Below are 14,908 nucleotides of genomic sequence, written 5' to 3' on the forward strand. Positions count from 1 at the left end.
GTCCGCCGACACCGAAACCAGTCCTGCGTCGGCTACGTCGCAGTCCTCGGAAAGTTCCGATACCTCACGGGATCAGTCGACGAAACCAGCTGCCGCTGAACAAGATCGAACGAATTCATCGAAGCGCGCCAAATCCGACGCAGTAAGCACCCGGGAGGAGCCGTCGGAGAAAACGCGACGGTTCGGCTCGGAACCCACCCGCCGCCAACCAGCCCTGGATCCGATCGCAGGAACGGAGCGCATGCGCGAGGTCCCGGTGCGGGAGACCGTCCGGGTCGTCACTCCGTCGGACAAGGTGCCCGCCGCACCGCTGCGCGCACGCACTGCGCATGTGTCGCGCGAGAGCGTGCCGGCCTGGGAGCCGGCGGTGGCGCCACCTCCGGCCGAAACCCTGGCGGCCCAGGTGGTGTCCGCGGCTGCACTGCCCGCACCCGTGTCGGTGACGGTCAGGGACTCGTCCCTCAAGCTGGCCACCAACGTCACGGTCGATGCCGACTGGTTCATCCCGGCGGTGACCAACCCTGCCGGCGTCGTCTTCCTGCAGCACGGATACACACGCGACAACGTGGACATCAGCGCCCTGGCCGAGGCTGTGGCCAGCCAGACCGGCAGTCTTGTGGTGGCGCCCTTGATTTCGAGTTCCTCCAGCAATCCGTACTGGATCAGGGGTACCGCGACCCCCGGGGCCATCGCTGCGTTGTTCGGCGCCAACATCGCCGCGCTCACCGCCAGCGCGGCAGCGGCCGGCTACACGCGGCCCTTGCCCTCGAAATTCGTGCTGGCCGGGCACTCGGCGGGCGGGAATCTGGTGAGCCTGGCCGGTGGCGCGGCGGCGGCGAATACCGGTCTCAAGGGAGTTCTGCTGCTCGATGCATTCAACTACAACACCGATATGGTGACCGGGCTGAGCAAGATACCCAGTGCGGTGCCGGTGTACACGATCTCCGCCGACCCCTGTCCATGCAACGGATCCGACTCCGGGACAAAGGCTTTGCTCCAAGTTCGGCGCGGTCAGTTCGTCGGGGTGCGGATGGTCCGTGGCGAACACATCGACGCCGAGGGCAGCAGCGGTGACCTGATCGGGAAGCTGGCGTGCGGGTTCCCCCGGTCCGGCTACCCGGCTGCGCTGCAGAGCATCGCCGCCGGCTACGTCTTCGATATGTTCGCGGGTCTGGGACCCGACAGCCCCGGGAGGACGGGTATCTACCCCGCCCAGGGCGTCACGGTCCAAGTCGGCACGGCGCCCGTGGTGAGGCTGGGGTAACGCCTTGGCTCTGCGCTCACCGGGCCGACGTGTGACGCCGAGTCAACGCAAAAAGACCCGCCGGACCAGCGGTAGTGGTTACCGTCGTCGGGTGAACTCGGTCGGGCGGGTGCGGTGGTGGTTGTGCGCGGGGGCGGTGGCGGCCGGCGTCGGTCTGTTCGGTGGGGCTGGAGTGGCGGCTGCCGATACCACTGCGGACTCCGGCTCGGAATCCACCTCGGAATCCGCCTCGGAATCCACCTCGGAATCCACCGATCGGCCGTCGAAGGCGACGGAGCGGCAGTCCTATTCGAGCGAGCGCGCCGAGCGCAGGGCGGCGCGCACCGCCGAGCGCGAGGACACTCCGTCTCCTGACCCCACGGACGATTCGGCGGAAAAGTCCCGAGACGACGACACCCGAACGTCGGTCTCGACGAAGCGGGTCAAGTCCGATGAACCAGCGCGCCGATTCGGCGCAACAGTGCGCGAAACCGAACGCACCGAAGAACCCGAACGCACCCCGTCGCAGATGGTGCTGCGGGTGCTGCGCGATGTCGGGCTGTGGCGCAACACCGCGCCGGAGGCGGACGTCGTCGACGTTCCCGATCCGACCGAGCAGACCGCCACGGGCGTCATCACCGGTACCGACCGCGAAGGCGATGCACTGACCTACACCGTGGTGCGGCAGCCCGACGCCGGTACCGTCAACGTCGACTCCGTGAGCGGAGAGTTCACCTACACCCCGGGAAGCACAGGCGAGCAGGCGGATTCGTTCGCCGTCGGTGTCGACGACGGACTGGCCGGCGGTGTGCGGGTGATCGTGGTGAGCGTCAACCTGGCCAGCGCACCCATTGCCCGGAAAGTCGGCGTGACGGTCGGGCACTCCAGTGTCGACATCCCGCGCGGTGACGGCAGCCTCGTCGCGCCGGCCGACTGGTACTTCCCGACCAGCGACGAGCCGCCCAACGGCATCATCTGGCTACAGCACGGCTTCCTGCTCGACAAGGCGTTCTATCCGGCGCTGGCCACCACACTGGCCGAGCAGACCAACAGCATCGTCGTCTCACCCAGTTTCACGTCGAATTTCCTGATGCCCGACAACTATTGGCTCAACGGGCGGCCGCTGCAGAAGGCCGTCGCCGACCTGTTCACCGGTGACCGCACCGTCCTGGCCGCCAGCGCGGCCGCGGCTGGCTACACCGGAACCCTGCCGCAGGAGTTCGTCCTTGCCGGGCACTCGGCGGGCGGGGGCTTTGCGGCCACCGTCGCCGGATACACCGTCGACAACGGGGCCGCCCAACACCTCGCCGGAGTGGTGATGCTGGACGGGGTGGCACTCAACGAGGCCTTGCCCGACGCGCTGGCCAAGCTGGGCGACATCCCGGTGTATCAGATCGCGGCGCCGTCGCAGTTGTGGAATGCCTTCGACCGCGGCACCGATCAACTGCTGGCGGCGCGACCGGACCGGTTCAACGGGGTGGTGCTCGTCGGTGGATCGCACGCTGACGCCATGCTGGGGGTCAACCCGCTGTTCGACATCGCGGTGCAGCTGGTCACGCAGATCTCACCGCCCGGGCACACCCAGGCGGTCGGTACGGTGGCGGCCGGCTGGATCAACGACCTCTTCACCGGCGAACAGCTGGGCGTGTACGGAACTCCCGGCCAAGAGCTGGTGGTGGACCACGTGACGGTGTCGGTTCTGGGCGCGCCCGGCGAACTGAACCAGTTCGAGTTGCTGCTCAAGACGGTCACCAATGTGGCGATGCGACTACTGTTCGACCGCGGCGGGGAAGAGCCGGCAGGTGTGCGCGTCGGCCACTCCAATCTCGACCTCGCCGACGGCGTCTCGGTGAACGCCGACTGGTACTTCCCCGAGGGCGAGCCCACCGGCGTCATCTACCTGCAGCACGGCTTCTTCCGCAGCAGCGGCAACGTCAGCGCCCTGGCCGCCGCTCTGGCGCGCCAGACCAACACCGTGGTCGTGGCACCCAGTTTGTCGTCGAATTTCCTAGGCTCTGACCCGTATTGGATCAACGGATCGCAGACCCAGGAGGCGGTGGCCGCCTTGTTCGCCGATCGCGCAGCGCTGAACGCCAGCGCTGCTGCCGCCGGATACGCCGGAGAGTTGCCGCAGGACTACGTGCTGGCCGGGCATTCGGCCGGGGGCAATCTGGTGACCGCGGCCGGTGGCCTGCTCGGCGACGACCCCTATCTGAAGGGCATCGTCCTGCTCGACGCCGTGGACCGCGACGGCGACATGGCCGAAGGGTTGCAGAACCTGGACGGTGTGCCGGTGTACCAGATCGCCGCGGAACCCTGCCTGTGCAACAACTTCGGCTCGGGCACAACGGTTCTGGAGACGCAGCGGCCGGGCGAGTTCGTCGGTGTCCGCCTGGCCGCGGGAACTCACGTCGACGCTGAAGGCGTCAGTACCGATCTGCTGAGCAGCCTGGCGTGCGGGTTCTCCCAGCCGGGAAACCCCACCGCGGTGCAGCGGATCGCCGCCGGCTGGATCACGGACATGTTCGCGGGAACGGACGACGGTGTGTACCCGACGGCGGGGGAGTCGGTGCAGTTGGGGCGGGCGACGGCGGTCGGATTGGGCACGGTGAATGTTCCGCTGCACGTGGCACTGACGTAGGGAGTTGCGGGACCGTTTCCGTGCGGTGCAGGGACCTCGAGGGCTTGGTCCACTGACCGCACCGTGGCGCATCGTCAGAATCCAAGGGTGACAGGCCTGGCCTACAGGTATATATTTCATACCCTTAGACCTGGAGGTGGTCGCCATCACACACATTCCCACGCGGGCCGCGCTCGGAACGCCCGCGATCACCCTGCTTGTTGTGGCCGCCGCTGCGCCCCTGACCGTCATGGGCGGCGCCGTGCCGGTGGGCCTGCTGCTCGGCAACGGAATCGGCTTTCCGGCGATGTTCGTGGTGTCCGCCGCGATCCTGCTGCTCTTCGCGGTCGGCATGATCAAGATGAGTCGCGAAGTGCCCCACACCTCGTCGTTCTTCGGCTTCATCGCCCACGGATTGAGTGCCGCCGCGGGCACGGGTGCGGCCTGGCTGGCGGTCATGTGTTACTCCGCCGTGCAATTCGCCGTCTTCACCTACCTCGGTGACGCTGTCAGCGCGGCACTGGCGAGCGTCGGCGGGCCGAGTCTGCCGTGGTGGCTGTTCTCCCTGGCTGCCGTCGTGGCGGTCGGTCTGCTGAGTTACCGTCGGATCGAGTTCAGTTCCCGGGTGCTCGGCGTGGTGCTGATCGCGGAGATGGCCATCGTGGTGGCGCTGGCCGTCGCGGTGATCGCCCGGGGCGGCGCCGACGGGTTGTCCTTGGCTCCCTTCACTCCGGCCGAGATCCTCAGCGGCTCACCCGCATTGGGGCTGATGTTCGCACTGGCGGGTTTCATCGGTTTCGAGTCCACCGTGGTGTTCCGCAGCGAGGCCAAGAACCCCGACCAGACCATCCGTCGCGCCACCATGGCGGCGGCCATGATCATCGGGCTGTTCTACGCCTTCGGTTCCTGGGCGATCGTGATGGCCTGGGGTACCAATTCGGTGATCGATGTCGCGGCCGAGCAACCCGCTCTGCTGCTGTCGCGCACCGCTGAGGACTACCTGGGGCCGGTGGGCTCGGTGCTGGTCACCGTCCTGCTCCTGGGCAGCATGTTCGCCTGTGTGCTGGGGCTCAACACGGTGGTGGCGCGGTATCTGAAGTCCATGTCCTCCAGCGGGCTGCTGCCCAAACAGCTTGCAGCACTGCACCCGCGGCACGGCGGACCCAGCATCGCCTCGACGGTCCAGGCGGCGGTGGCCGGACTGCTCATCGTGATCGGCGCCCTGTCGGGAACCCCCGCCGCGCTGTTGTTCGCGTGGTTCGCCGGGGTGGGCACCCTGATCATCGTGGTCCTGATGGTGACCACCTCGGTGGCCGTGATGCGCTACTTCCTGGTGCACCGGCGGGGCGTGGTTGGACCGGGGACCTACGTGTGCACGGTGGTGGCGGCGATCGCCCTCACGCTGTCAGCCGTGCTGATCGCCGCCAACTTCCCCCTGCTGGTCGGTGACGTCGACGACTCCGGCACACCGACATTCGGAATCCTCAGCGTCGCACTGCTGGTCATGATCGTGGTGGTGGGCATCGGCGGCATGGTGCAGGCGCTGGTCCTGAGATCGCGCCGGCCCGAGACTTATCGGGCGATCACCCGGGCGCTCGACCTGAGCGCAGAGGATTCTGACCGGAGTTCGGCCACCTCGACCGGCTGAGTGCATTGGGTTGTCGTACGGTGCCCAGTGTTCTTGGAATGCCCGGCTTGGAGCGACGATTCAGCGACGGGGGTGTCGCTGGGACGTCGCTGCCAGGCGGGCGGGTGGGTGAATGGTCCTGACGGGGTGGATGTCTCGACGAGTGCTCGCATGGCCCTGGCGGGTACGTAGGTGTCTCGACGAGTCCTCAAACGGTCTTGACGGATACGAGCGGCGTCGACACGGGTGCCGTAGTCTCAGTTGTCACGTCAGTCCCTGGGGATTTGTGTTGTTGCGGTGCCCGGCTTGGAGCGACGATTCAGCGACGGGCACCGTCTGTCGGAGGGCCATGCCATGGTCGGCCATGAGCAATTTACTGCCGGTCCGCGGCATCGAGCTACGTTATCTGCTGACCACGTACCTCTTCGACAACACACAGGCGACGGTGGAGGAACTCGTGGACTCACTGGCCGTGCAGGGTTTCGACGTGGGCGACCCTGCATCGAAAAGAGTATCCGACGCGTTGCGGTGGGAGGTGCAGCGCGGCAGAGTCTTTCGATCTGCACGAGGCGTCTATGTCAAGGGCCTCATGCCGCGCAGCACGGAGCATCGCATCGATCAGCGCGTCCTGGATCTCAGGCGTCGAGTCGCTGAACTGTCGCGTGGAGGCGGGCACGCCGCCTAGCGATATCCGGGGAGACCGGCCGTGTCGGGTCGCAGTCGCTGGTTTGTCGCTGCAAGGCGGGCGGCGAGGTGTGCAGTTTTTCTGGTGTAAGGCGGGCGGCGAGGTGCGCAGAGGCTGTAAAAGCTGCGCCCGGAGTGTGCCCGGCGACGGTGCGCTACAGCGGCGGGCCCACGAGGTCGACGCCCGCCACTTGTTTCCCGGAATAGAACTGCAGGACGTCGCGGTCGCCGTGGCCGCCGATGCCGCTGAGCCCGAAAAAGCTCTGGGCGGACTCCTCGGACATGTCCAACACACTGGTGCCGTTGAGCTTGCACTCACCGCCGTACAGAGCGCCGGTGAGTGCCAGGCCGCGGTCGACGTCGCGGCTGAACACGTAGGCAGCCAGACCACCGGCGACCTGATTGGCCCGTGCCACCGCCTCGCGCTCGGACGGGCACGATTCCACCACCAGCATCGGGCCGAACACCTCTTCGCCGAGGTCCGCGCCGGCCCCGTCGAGGATTGTCGGGCCGAAGAAGGCGCCGGACGGGGGCACCCCGACCGTGGCGACGACGCGGCGCCCCGATGTGACAAGTTGCGCGCGTTGACGTTCCAGCTCGGTACGGCGAGCACGGTAAGCCATCGGGCCGACTGCCGTCGCCTCGTCCAGACTGGAGCCCACCGACATCTGGGACACCAGTGCCGACAGAGCTTCGACGAGATCGTCGTGCACGGACTGATCAACGAACACCGACCTGGGCGCCTCGCACCACTGCCCGTTCAGCTTGACCATGCCGTCGCGGAGACTCTGCGCGGCGAAGGCCAGATCGGCATCCGCGCACACCACCACCGGATTGGTGGACCCCAGCTCGAGGCGCAACCGGGTGAGATTGTCCGCGGCTGCCCGTGCGATCGCCCTGCCCGTGTTCGTCGAACCCGTCATCGAGATCGCCTTGATGCGGGGGTCGGCGCACAACCGGGCCCCCAGTTCGCCGTCACCGAGCACCACACCCACTACACCGGGCGGCAGCGCCGCGGCTGCGGCCTCGGCGACCACCTGCGCGCTCCACGGCGCGAACGGCGACGGCTTCACGATCACGGGTGCGCCCGCCGCCAGAGCGAACGCCATCTTCTTCACCATGATCGCCGACGGCGCATTCCACGGAATGATCAACGCCGTTGGGCCCCAAGCCACCCGGCGCAGCCGCACCGGACCCTGCTGCGCGGGCAGAGCGACTTCATCACCGAGTTCGACCGCCAGTGCGGCCGCCTGCCGAACAGTGCCGGCCAAGGAGGCGCTGAACATCCGCGTCACGCTCACCGGCACGCCGGTGTTCACCGCATCGAGAACCGCGATGTTCTCGCATCGTTGGGCCAGGGCGTCGGCGAAACGTTCCAGCGCGCCGGCCCGCGCCACCACCCCGCCGGTGCGCCACCAGCCGTCCCGGTGAACACCCTCGGCCACGGCGATGGCCCGGTCCAGCTGCTCGAAGGACGAAGCCTCCAGCCGCTGAAGGTCCTGGCCGGTGTTGGGATCGGCCAGCATCGTCTCGGTGGGCAGTGCACACTGTTCGCCCAGGCCGTTGATCCAGGTGAGCTGGTCCGGCGGTGTGTACATGGTGGCTCAGATCCGATCGAAGTAGCGGTCGAGGTCCCAGCCACTGACCACACCGAGGAACGAGTCCCATTCGAAGTCGGTGAGGGTGGCGAAGTGATCGACGAGGGAATCGCCGAGCTGGGCGCGTAGGAACGCCGAATTACGCAGGGCCGCGGCGGCATCCCCGAGATGACGGGGGAAGGTGGGGTCGACGGCCGTGGCGTAACCGTTGCCGGTTGTCATCTCCGGCGGTTCGACCGAGTTCTGCACCCCGTCGCGCACCGACGCCAGAAGTGCGGCGAGGGTGAGATAGGGATTGGTATCGGCACCGGGCAGCCGGAACTCCAATCGCAGGTCTTGCGGGCGGCGTCCGACGATCCGCACCGACGTGGTGCGGTTGTCCATACCCCACGTCAGTCCCCAGCCCGCGACCTCGTGTGAGTTGATCCGCCGGTAGGAGTTCACCGTCGGCGCGTACCAGGCCATGTAGTCGGTGGTGTGGGCCAGCACCCCGCCGACGGCGTGGGTCATCGTCGGCGTCATGGACACCGGAGACGAACCATCGGAGAACACCGGTGTGCCGTCATCGTCTACCAGGGACAGGTGCACGTGACAGGACGACCCGGGCTGGCCGTTGAGCGGCCGCGCCATGAAAGTCGCACTCATCCCGGCCGCAGTGGCGTAGTCACGCACGGCCAGCTTGTACAGCAGGTGGCGGTCGGCCATCTCGAGGGGATCGCCGTAGCGGAACGTCATCTCCCATTGCCCTGTGCCCCACTCCGATTGGGCGGCTTCGACCTCGATGCCCGATTGGTACAGCGCTGTGCGCAGCCCCCGGAAGAACGGTTCGAAGGTGTTGCCTTCGTGGATCTGGAAATCCGCGGGAATGGCGGTGGTGGGCCGCAGGCCGGCGAACCCGGCATCGCGCAGTTCGCGTGGCGCGTTGTGGAAGAGATAGAACTCGAGTTCGGTGCCGGTCTTGGCATGCAAACCCAGCTCTTTCAGCCGGGCGATCTCCTGCTTGAGGATGGTGCGCGGTGACAGCGGAAGGAACTCGTCGCTGCGTGGGTCATAGGGATCGGCAAGACACACCGCGACGCCGTCGAGCCAGGCGGCGCGGCGCAGGGTGGACAGATCCGGCTGGAAGGTGACGTCCGGAATGCCGTTGGCGGTGCTGCACATCTCCAGCACGTCGCTCTCGATGAGGTCAAGTCCTTGGGTGACGTCCCAGGCGTAGACGGCGGTGCAGACCTCGACGCCTTCCTCGGCGACCCGGTCGAAGGACTCGACGGGCACCCGCCGGCCCACCAGCCTGCCCTGCAGATCAGGGGAGCCAACGATAACCGTGTGGATACCATTGGCGCCCAGCTCTTTCGGGTCCAGTAGGTAGTCCTTCATCGGGTCAGCCATCCACCGTCGACCGGCAACTGAATGCCGGTGATGTAGGACGCCTGGTCGGAGAGCAGGAAGTTGGCCGCGTTGGCGATGTCGTCGGGCTGGCCGACCCGGCCGAGCAGCACCCGCTGCTTGAGGAACTCCAGGCCGGCCGCCGAGGTCACCAGGTCGTAGTCGAAGAAGTTGGTGGCGATGGGCCCGGGGGCGATGCAATTGACCCGAATGTTGTTGGGCGCCAACTCCAGTGCCATGGCCTTGGTCAGCATCGGCACACCGGCCTTGCTGGCGTTGTAGTGCGGCTGGGAGGTGCCGCCGGAGGTCACCACAACTGACGCCTCCACCGTCGAGAGGTTGACCACCGCGCCACCGCCGGAGTCCGCGATCCGGCGGGTGACCTCCTGAGACACCAGGAACTGGCCTTTGAGGTTGATATCGAGCACCGTATCCCAGGCCTCCTCGGTCAGGTCCCAGAACGAATGGGGCGTGACCACTCCGGCGTTGTTGACGAGCAAGTGCAATGCGCCCCAAGTGCTGATCGCCAGGTCGGCGGCCGCACTGATCTCGGCGCGGTCCCGGACGTCGACCCGGGCGGGTACCGCCGCACCGCCGGCGTCGCGCAACAGGTCTGCGGTGGCTGTCGCCGCGTCGAGGTCGACGTCGGTGACCACCACCTTGGCGCCCTCGGCGGCCAGTCGCGTGGCGATGGCGCGGCCTATGCCCGAACCGGCGCCGGTCACGAACGCGACCTTGTCCTGGTGTGTATTCATGCTGCATCCTGTCTGTCGGTGTTCTGGATCCGGCTGACGTCGACGAGCCAGCCGAAGGCCGGATCGACATCGAAACATTCGGGGTGCCACTGCAATCCGAGGACGGGGGCGCCCTCGATTTCGATGGCCTCGACCACGCCGTCGGCGGCGCGGCCGGTGATGGCTATGCCGGTGCCGGCCCGGTCCACCGCCTGATGGTGAAACGAGTTGACCGCGATGCGAGGACCGTAGAGGCGGTGGCTCAGCGATCCGTCTTCGAACCGCACTTCATGGCGACGATGGGTGCGCGGATAGGCGTAGGACGCGTGCGAGTCGCCCTGGCCGATGGTCAGGTCGGGCATCAGGGTGCCGCCGCACACGACGTTGGTCAGCTGCGCGCCGCGGCAGATACCCAGTACCGGTTTCTGCAGGGCCAGCGCCGCTTCCAGCAGCGCGATCTCGAACTCGTCGCGCGCCGGGTCGACGACGGTGGTGGCCGGGGTGATGGCACCGCCGTAGCGCACCGGGTCCACATCCTCGCCGCCGCTGAAGACGAAGCCGTCGCAGCGCTGCGCCAGCTCTCGCGGGTCGGCGGTCATCGGAGTGTGCACGGGCAGGCCGCCGGCGGCGGTCACCGACTGCGCGTACTCGCTGAAGTACGCGTCGATCGGGGCATCGGCCCAGCCGTGGGGGACACCGAGAACCAGCGCCGGCACCCGGCGTCCGGTCAGGCCGATGAGCGGCGGCGAGCTGTGGCCTGGCCGAGCGTCCTGCATGCGTCGAACCTCCTCGGTGGGAAACATCGGTGAGTAGGTATGAAGTGTAGACCTATAGACCCTGTTGCGGAAGATACTAGAGTGCGGTCATGACGTCTCGGGTTCACGTGCCCACCGCCTACAGCGTGGTGCTCACGCATCTGCATCGCGAGATCCGGCTGGGTCGGCTGACCCCGGGGGAGCGGCTACCACCGGAACGCGAATACGCCGAACAGCTCGGGGTGTCACGCGTGACGCTGCGCGAGGCGCTGCGCGTCCTCGAAGGCGAAGGCGCCATCGAGATCAGGCGGGGCCCAGGGGGCGGTGCCTTCGTCAAACGCCCGGAGCACGGAGCCCACTACCGGCCCAGCTTGAGTCACGAACAGGCGCTGGCGCTGCAGGAGTTTCGGATGGCGGTCGAACCGCTGGCCGCCCGGCGCGCGGCCAGCCGCATCTCGGCCGACGCCATGGCCGTACTGCAGGCCGATCTGGACCGTCTGACCGAGGTCAGCGACGTCGGGGCGTTCCGGTCCATCGACTCACGGTTTCACCTGACGCTGGCGGAGTGGGCCGACTGCCCACCACTGCTCGAAGCGGTGGAGAGCTCCCGGATCGCCATGTTCGACACCCTCGACCTGTTGAACTTCGAACTGGTGGTGCCCTCGACGCACTCCGGGCACGAAGCGGTGCTCAATGCCATTGCCGCAGCGGACCCCGACGGCGCCGAAGAGGCCATGCGCACGCATATCGCCACCGCTACCGGGGAGATCGACCATTTCTACGCGTCATTGGGCTGACGTCTCGACACCCAACTCCTGCAGCCGGGCCCGGTAACGCTCGACACTGCGCAGCTTGACGTCCTCGTAGCCGCGGATCAGGTCGGCGGCCTCCGCGATCGAGGTGGCCCGCTGGTAGGTGTCGGCGGTCAGCGACGCGGCCGCCTCGGACAGCAACGACCGGTACTGCTCCAGCAGGGCCCGCTCGAGGCGCCGCATGCGGGTGTAACCGAACGGATCGAATGGTGTTCCGCGCAGCCGCTTTCCGTGCTTGAGCACCCGCAGTGCAACATGGGATCTGGGGCCGAATCCGACCTTGTGATCGCGGCCCAGCGCTTTGAGGGTGGGCGGGTGCAACTTGTAGGTGAGGTTCTGCGCCCCGGGAACCTCGGCCCGTACGGTGTCGAGGAAAGCCGGATCGGTCAACAGCCGGGCGACCTCGTACTCGTCTTTGTACGCGGCGAGTTTGTGCAGTCCACGAGCCGCCGCCTCACTGAAGGCCGTGGCATCGCCGACGGAACGCTCGGCACGCCAGACTTTTTCGACCTCACGCAGATAGTCGGCCGCCACGCGCCGGCCCTGGTAGGCGATGAGCTCGGCCGCGCGGCGAGCGGCCAGCACCGCCGTGTCGCCGGTCAACGGCGAGTTGCGCAGCAACGGGTGATCCGGTGCCAGCGTCCGCGGCGCCGCGACGGGTGTCGAGGTGGCCGCCGCGAAGGTGGTCGGGTCGGCCACCGCCACCCGTCCCCACTGGAATGCGGCGACGTTGGCGGCAACCGCGACGCCGTTGAATTCGATGGCGTCGATGATGAACTGTTCCGGAATCGGTAGCGCGCCAGCCTGATACGCGGCGCCGACCAACAGGAAGTTGGCCACCGTGGTGTTGCCGAACAGTATCTCTGCCGCCGCGAGGGCGTCCATGGTGACAGTGTTGCGGGACACCGACTCCAGCCGGCCGAGCAGTTCAGCGTCGGCGGGATAAGCGACGGTCGGGTCGTAGACCATGGCCCCCGTGGGGGTGCGGCTGGTCGAGACCACAGTGGTGGTGCGCTGCGCCGACGCCAGCGCCACGTTCTTGGGTTCCGCCGCGGTCAGCAGATCAAAAGCCAGCACACAATCCGCGGAGTCGAGACGGATACGGTTGGACGTCGGTGTCGGCGTCGGGCTGATCCGCAGGTGTGAGGTGACGGGCCCGGCTTTCTGGCTCAACCCGGTCTGATCGAGCCCCTGCACGTGCAGGCCGGCGCGCAGCGCCGCGGTGCCCAGCACCTGGTTGACCGTGACGATGCCGGTGCCGCCGATTCCGGCCAGGAACACGTTGTAAGGCGAATGCACCTGCGGCAGTTCGGGTTCGGTGACGGTTGGCGGGGTGGGTGGAGTGTGCGTTGCCGAGACCGGCTCCTCGTGTACCTCGACGGTGACGAACGACGGGCACTCGCCGTCGAGGCAGCTGTAGTCGGTGTTGCAGCCGGTCTGATCGATGCGGGTCTTGCGGCCGAACTCGGTGTCGACGGGCTGCACCGACAGACAGTTGGACTTCACACCGCAGTCACCGCAGCCCTCGCAGACCGCTTCGTTGATGATCACCCGGGTGCGTCGCACCGGGAGTTTTCCGCGCTTGCGCTTGCGTCGGGCTTCCGCCGCACACTGCTGGTCATAGATCAACACGGTGACGCCGGGGACGTCGCGCAGAATGCGCTGGGCCTCGTCGAGGCGGTCCCGGTGCCAGAGCGCCGTGCCTGCAGCAAACTGGGAGCCGGCATGGCGTTCCGGCTCGTCGGCGCAGACGATGATCTTCGCGACGCCCTCGGCGGTCAGCTTGTGGGTGAGGTCCGCGACGGGCAATCCGCCCTCGGCGTCCTGGGCGCCCGTCATCGCGACTGCGCTGTTGTAGAGGATCTTGTAGGTGATGTTCACCCCCGCGGCGATGCACGCTTGCACCGCCAGCTGGCCGGAGTGGAAATAAGTGCCGTCACCGACGTTCTGGAAGATGTGCCCGACATCGGTGAAGGGGGCCTGCCCGATCCACTGGCTGCCCTCACCGCCCATCTGGGTGAGCCCGGTGACCTGCGAATCGGTGCGCCCCGACATCGTCACCAGGGTGTGGCAACCGATCCCGCCGCCGGCCAGCGAGCCGGCCGGAACCGCCGTCGACCTGTTGTGGGGACAGCCGGAGCAGAAGTACGGAGTGCGCGTGGTCGGCAGCACCGTCAGGGGGATCGGTCCGCGGGTGGCCGAGGGCAACTCGACGCGGCCGCGCAGGACCCGTCGCAGCGGCGCCATCAGGCGCGCAGCCGTCAGTTCACCGTCGGCGGGAACCAGGAGGCTGCCGTCGTGGTCGCGCTTGCCCAGCAGCGCGGGAGCGGATGCCGTCCCGTACAGGATGTCTTTGACCTGCGATTCGACGAATGCGGTCTTGTCCTCGACCACCAGCACCGTCTCCACTCCGCGGGCGAGCTCACGGATCTTGCGCCGACCCAGGGGGTAGGGCATGCCGACCCGCATGAGGCGGATACCGGCGGCCGCCACGGTGTCCTCGTCGAGGCCCAGGTCGGCCAGCGCCCCGCGCAGCGCGTCGTGTGCGGTGCCCACGGCGACGATGCCCAACCAGGCGTGCGGCGGGTCGATCTCGATGCTGTCGAGATCGTTGGCGTCGTTGAACGCGTGCACCATCTCCCATCGGGGGCCGTACAGGTCGGCCTCAGCCAGCACGCTGTCGGGGGGCGAGGCCATGACCCGCTGGCGATAGGTCCACGGGGTGCCCTGCCAGGTGATGGCGGGAACGGTGATGGGCAGTGCGCTGACATCCTGGTCGAAGGTCCACAGTCCGTCGGCGACATCGGTCACCAGCTTCATCGCGACCGCGCAGCCCGACGCCCGCGACAGCGCGATGGCGTGCAACCCGAAGCTGACGACCTCTTCGGCGTTGCGCGGGAACACGATCGGCATGTTCAGCGCGGCCAGAGTCCGTTCGCTGGCGGCCGGAACGGTGGACGACTTGGCCGCAGGGTCGTCGCCCACCAGGGCCAGCACCCCACCCTTGGGGTGGATTCCGTAGGTGTTCATGTGCCGCATGGCATCACCGGCCCGGTCCAGACCCGGCCCCTTGCCGTACCAGACGCCGATGATGCCGTCGTGGGTGCGGTTCCCGGCCGGCAGCTCGAGCTGGCTGCCCCACACCGATGTCGCGGCCAACTCCTCGTTGAGACCGGGCACCAGGCGGACGTCGTGATCAGTGCGCAGTGCCGGGATGCCGGCCAGCAGGGTGTCCAGGCCGGCCAGAGGGCTGCCCTGGTAGCCGGAGACGAAGGTGGCCGACCCAATGTCCTGCCTGCGGTCGCGCTCGTGCTGTTCGACGAGCAGTCGCGCGATCGCCTGGACGCCGGTCAGCAGCACCGGGCCGGAATCCGTGCGGTAGCGATGGTCGGCGTGCAGGGGCGCTCGCCTCACGTCATCGATGGTGCTCATGGGCCGCCAACCTCACA

Annotated in this window: 10 protein-coding genes; 5 read left to right on the forward strand and 5 right to left on the reverse strand. The window is 67.7% G+C overall.

Features of this window, described 5'->3' with window-relative positions:
• The first annotated feature begins 241 nt into the window (after nucleotides 1-241).
• The 4 genes from NL241_RS07760 to NL241_RS07775 all read left to right on the forward strand — a co-directional run bounded on the left by NL241_RS07760 (nucleotide 242) and on the right by NL241_RS07775 (nucleotide 6,175).
• On the forward strand, nucleotides 242-1,264 hold the full coding sequence (locus NL241_RS07760; RefSeq protein WP_494397222.1) for a hypothetical protein: 1,023 nt from the start codon (nucleotides 242-244) through the stop codon (nucleotides 1,262-1,264).
• 91 nt (nucleotides 1,265-1,355) lie between these two features.
• A complete protein-coding gene (locus tag NL241_RS07765; protein WP_494397223.1) occupies nucleotides 1,356-3,884 on the forward strand; it encodes an Ig-like domain-containing protein in 2,529 nt (842 codons plus the stop codon).
• Nucleotides 3,885-4,020: 136 nt separating this feature from the next.
• Entirely contained in the window at nucleotides 4,021-5,511 is a 1,491-nt protein-coding gene (locus tag NL241_RS07770) for an APC family permease (RefSeq protein ID WP_494397224.1), read from the forward strand.
• Nucleotides 5,512-5,854: 343 nt separating this feature from the next.
• Nucleotides 5,855-6,175: a hypothetical protein gene (locus NL241_RS07775; RefSeq protein WP_494397225.1), complete on the forward strand. Its 321-nt coding sequence runs from the start codon at nucleotides 5,855-5,857 to the stop codon at nucleotides 6,173-6,175.
• A gap of 154 nt (nucleotides 6,176-6,329) precedes the next feature.
• Here NL241_RS07775 and NL241_RS07780 read toward each other — a convergent pair whose 3' ends face one another.
• Genes NL241_RS07780 through NL241_RS07795 form a run of 4 tightly spaced genes read right to left on the reverse strand, consistent with a single transcriptional unit; the run spans nucleotide 6,330 to nucleotide 10,668 of the window.
• A complete protein-coding gene (locus NL241_RS07780; RefSeq protein ID WP_494397226.1) occupies nucleotides 6,330-7,772 on the reverse strand; it encodes an aldehyde dehydrogenase family protein in 1,443 nt (480 codons plus the stop codon).
• 6 nt (nucleotides 7,773-7,778) lie between these two features.
• Nucleotides 7,779-9,161: a glutamine synthetase family protein gene (locus tag NL241_RS07785; RefSeq protein WP_487690645.1), complete on the reverse strand. Its 1,383-nt coding sequence runs from the start codon at nucleotides 9,159-9,161 to the stop codon at nucleotides 7,779-7,781.
• On the reverse strand, nucleotides 9,146-9,913 hold the full coding sequence (locus tag NL241_RS07790) for an SDR family NAD(P)-dependent oxidoreductase (protein WP_487690647.1): 768 nt from the start codon (nucleotides 9,911-9,913) through the stop codon (nucleotides 9,146-9,148). Before NL241_RS07790 ends, NL241_RS07785 begins: the two co-directional genes overlap by 16 nt.
• Nucleotides 9,910-10,668, reverse strand: coding sequence for a gamma-glutamyl-gamma-aminobutyrate hydrolase family protein (locus NL241_RS07795; protein ID WP_494397227.1), 759 nt, complete (start codon nucleotides 10,666-10,668; stop codon nucleotides 9,910-9,912). Before NL241_RS07795 ends, NL241_RS07790 begins: the two co-directional genes overlap by 4 nt.
• An 89-nt stretch (nucleotides 10,669-10,757) precedes the next feature.
• Here NL241_RS07795 and NL241_RS07800 point away from each other — a divergent pair, with 89 nt between their 5' ends.
• Nucleotides 10,758-11,444 carry a FadR/GntR family transcriptional regulator gene (locus tag NL241_RS07800; protein WP_487690651.1) on the forward strand — a complete coding sequence of 229 codons (687 nt, stop codon included), beginning with the start codon at nucleotides 10,758-10,760 and terminating at the stop codon, nucleotides 11,442-11,444.
• Here the strand turns inward: NL241_RS07800 and NL241_RS07805 are convergent.
• Nucleotides 11,433-14,891, reverse strand: a complete 3,459-nt coding sequence (locus NL241_RS07805; protein ID WP_494397228.1) for an indolepyruvate ferredoxin oxidoreductase family protein — start codon at nucleotides 14,889-14,891, stop codon at nucleotides 11,433-11,435. The genes NL241_RS07800 and NL241_RS07805 overlap by 12 nt on opposite strands.
• Between the last annotated feature and the right edge of the window lie 17 nt (nucleotides 14,892-14,908).

The sequence above is a fragment of the Mycolicibacterium sp. SMGY-1XX genome (assembly GCF_059132455.1).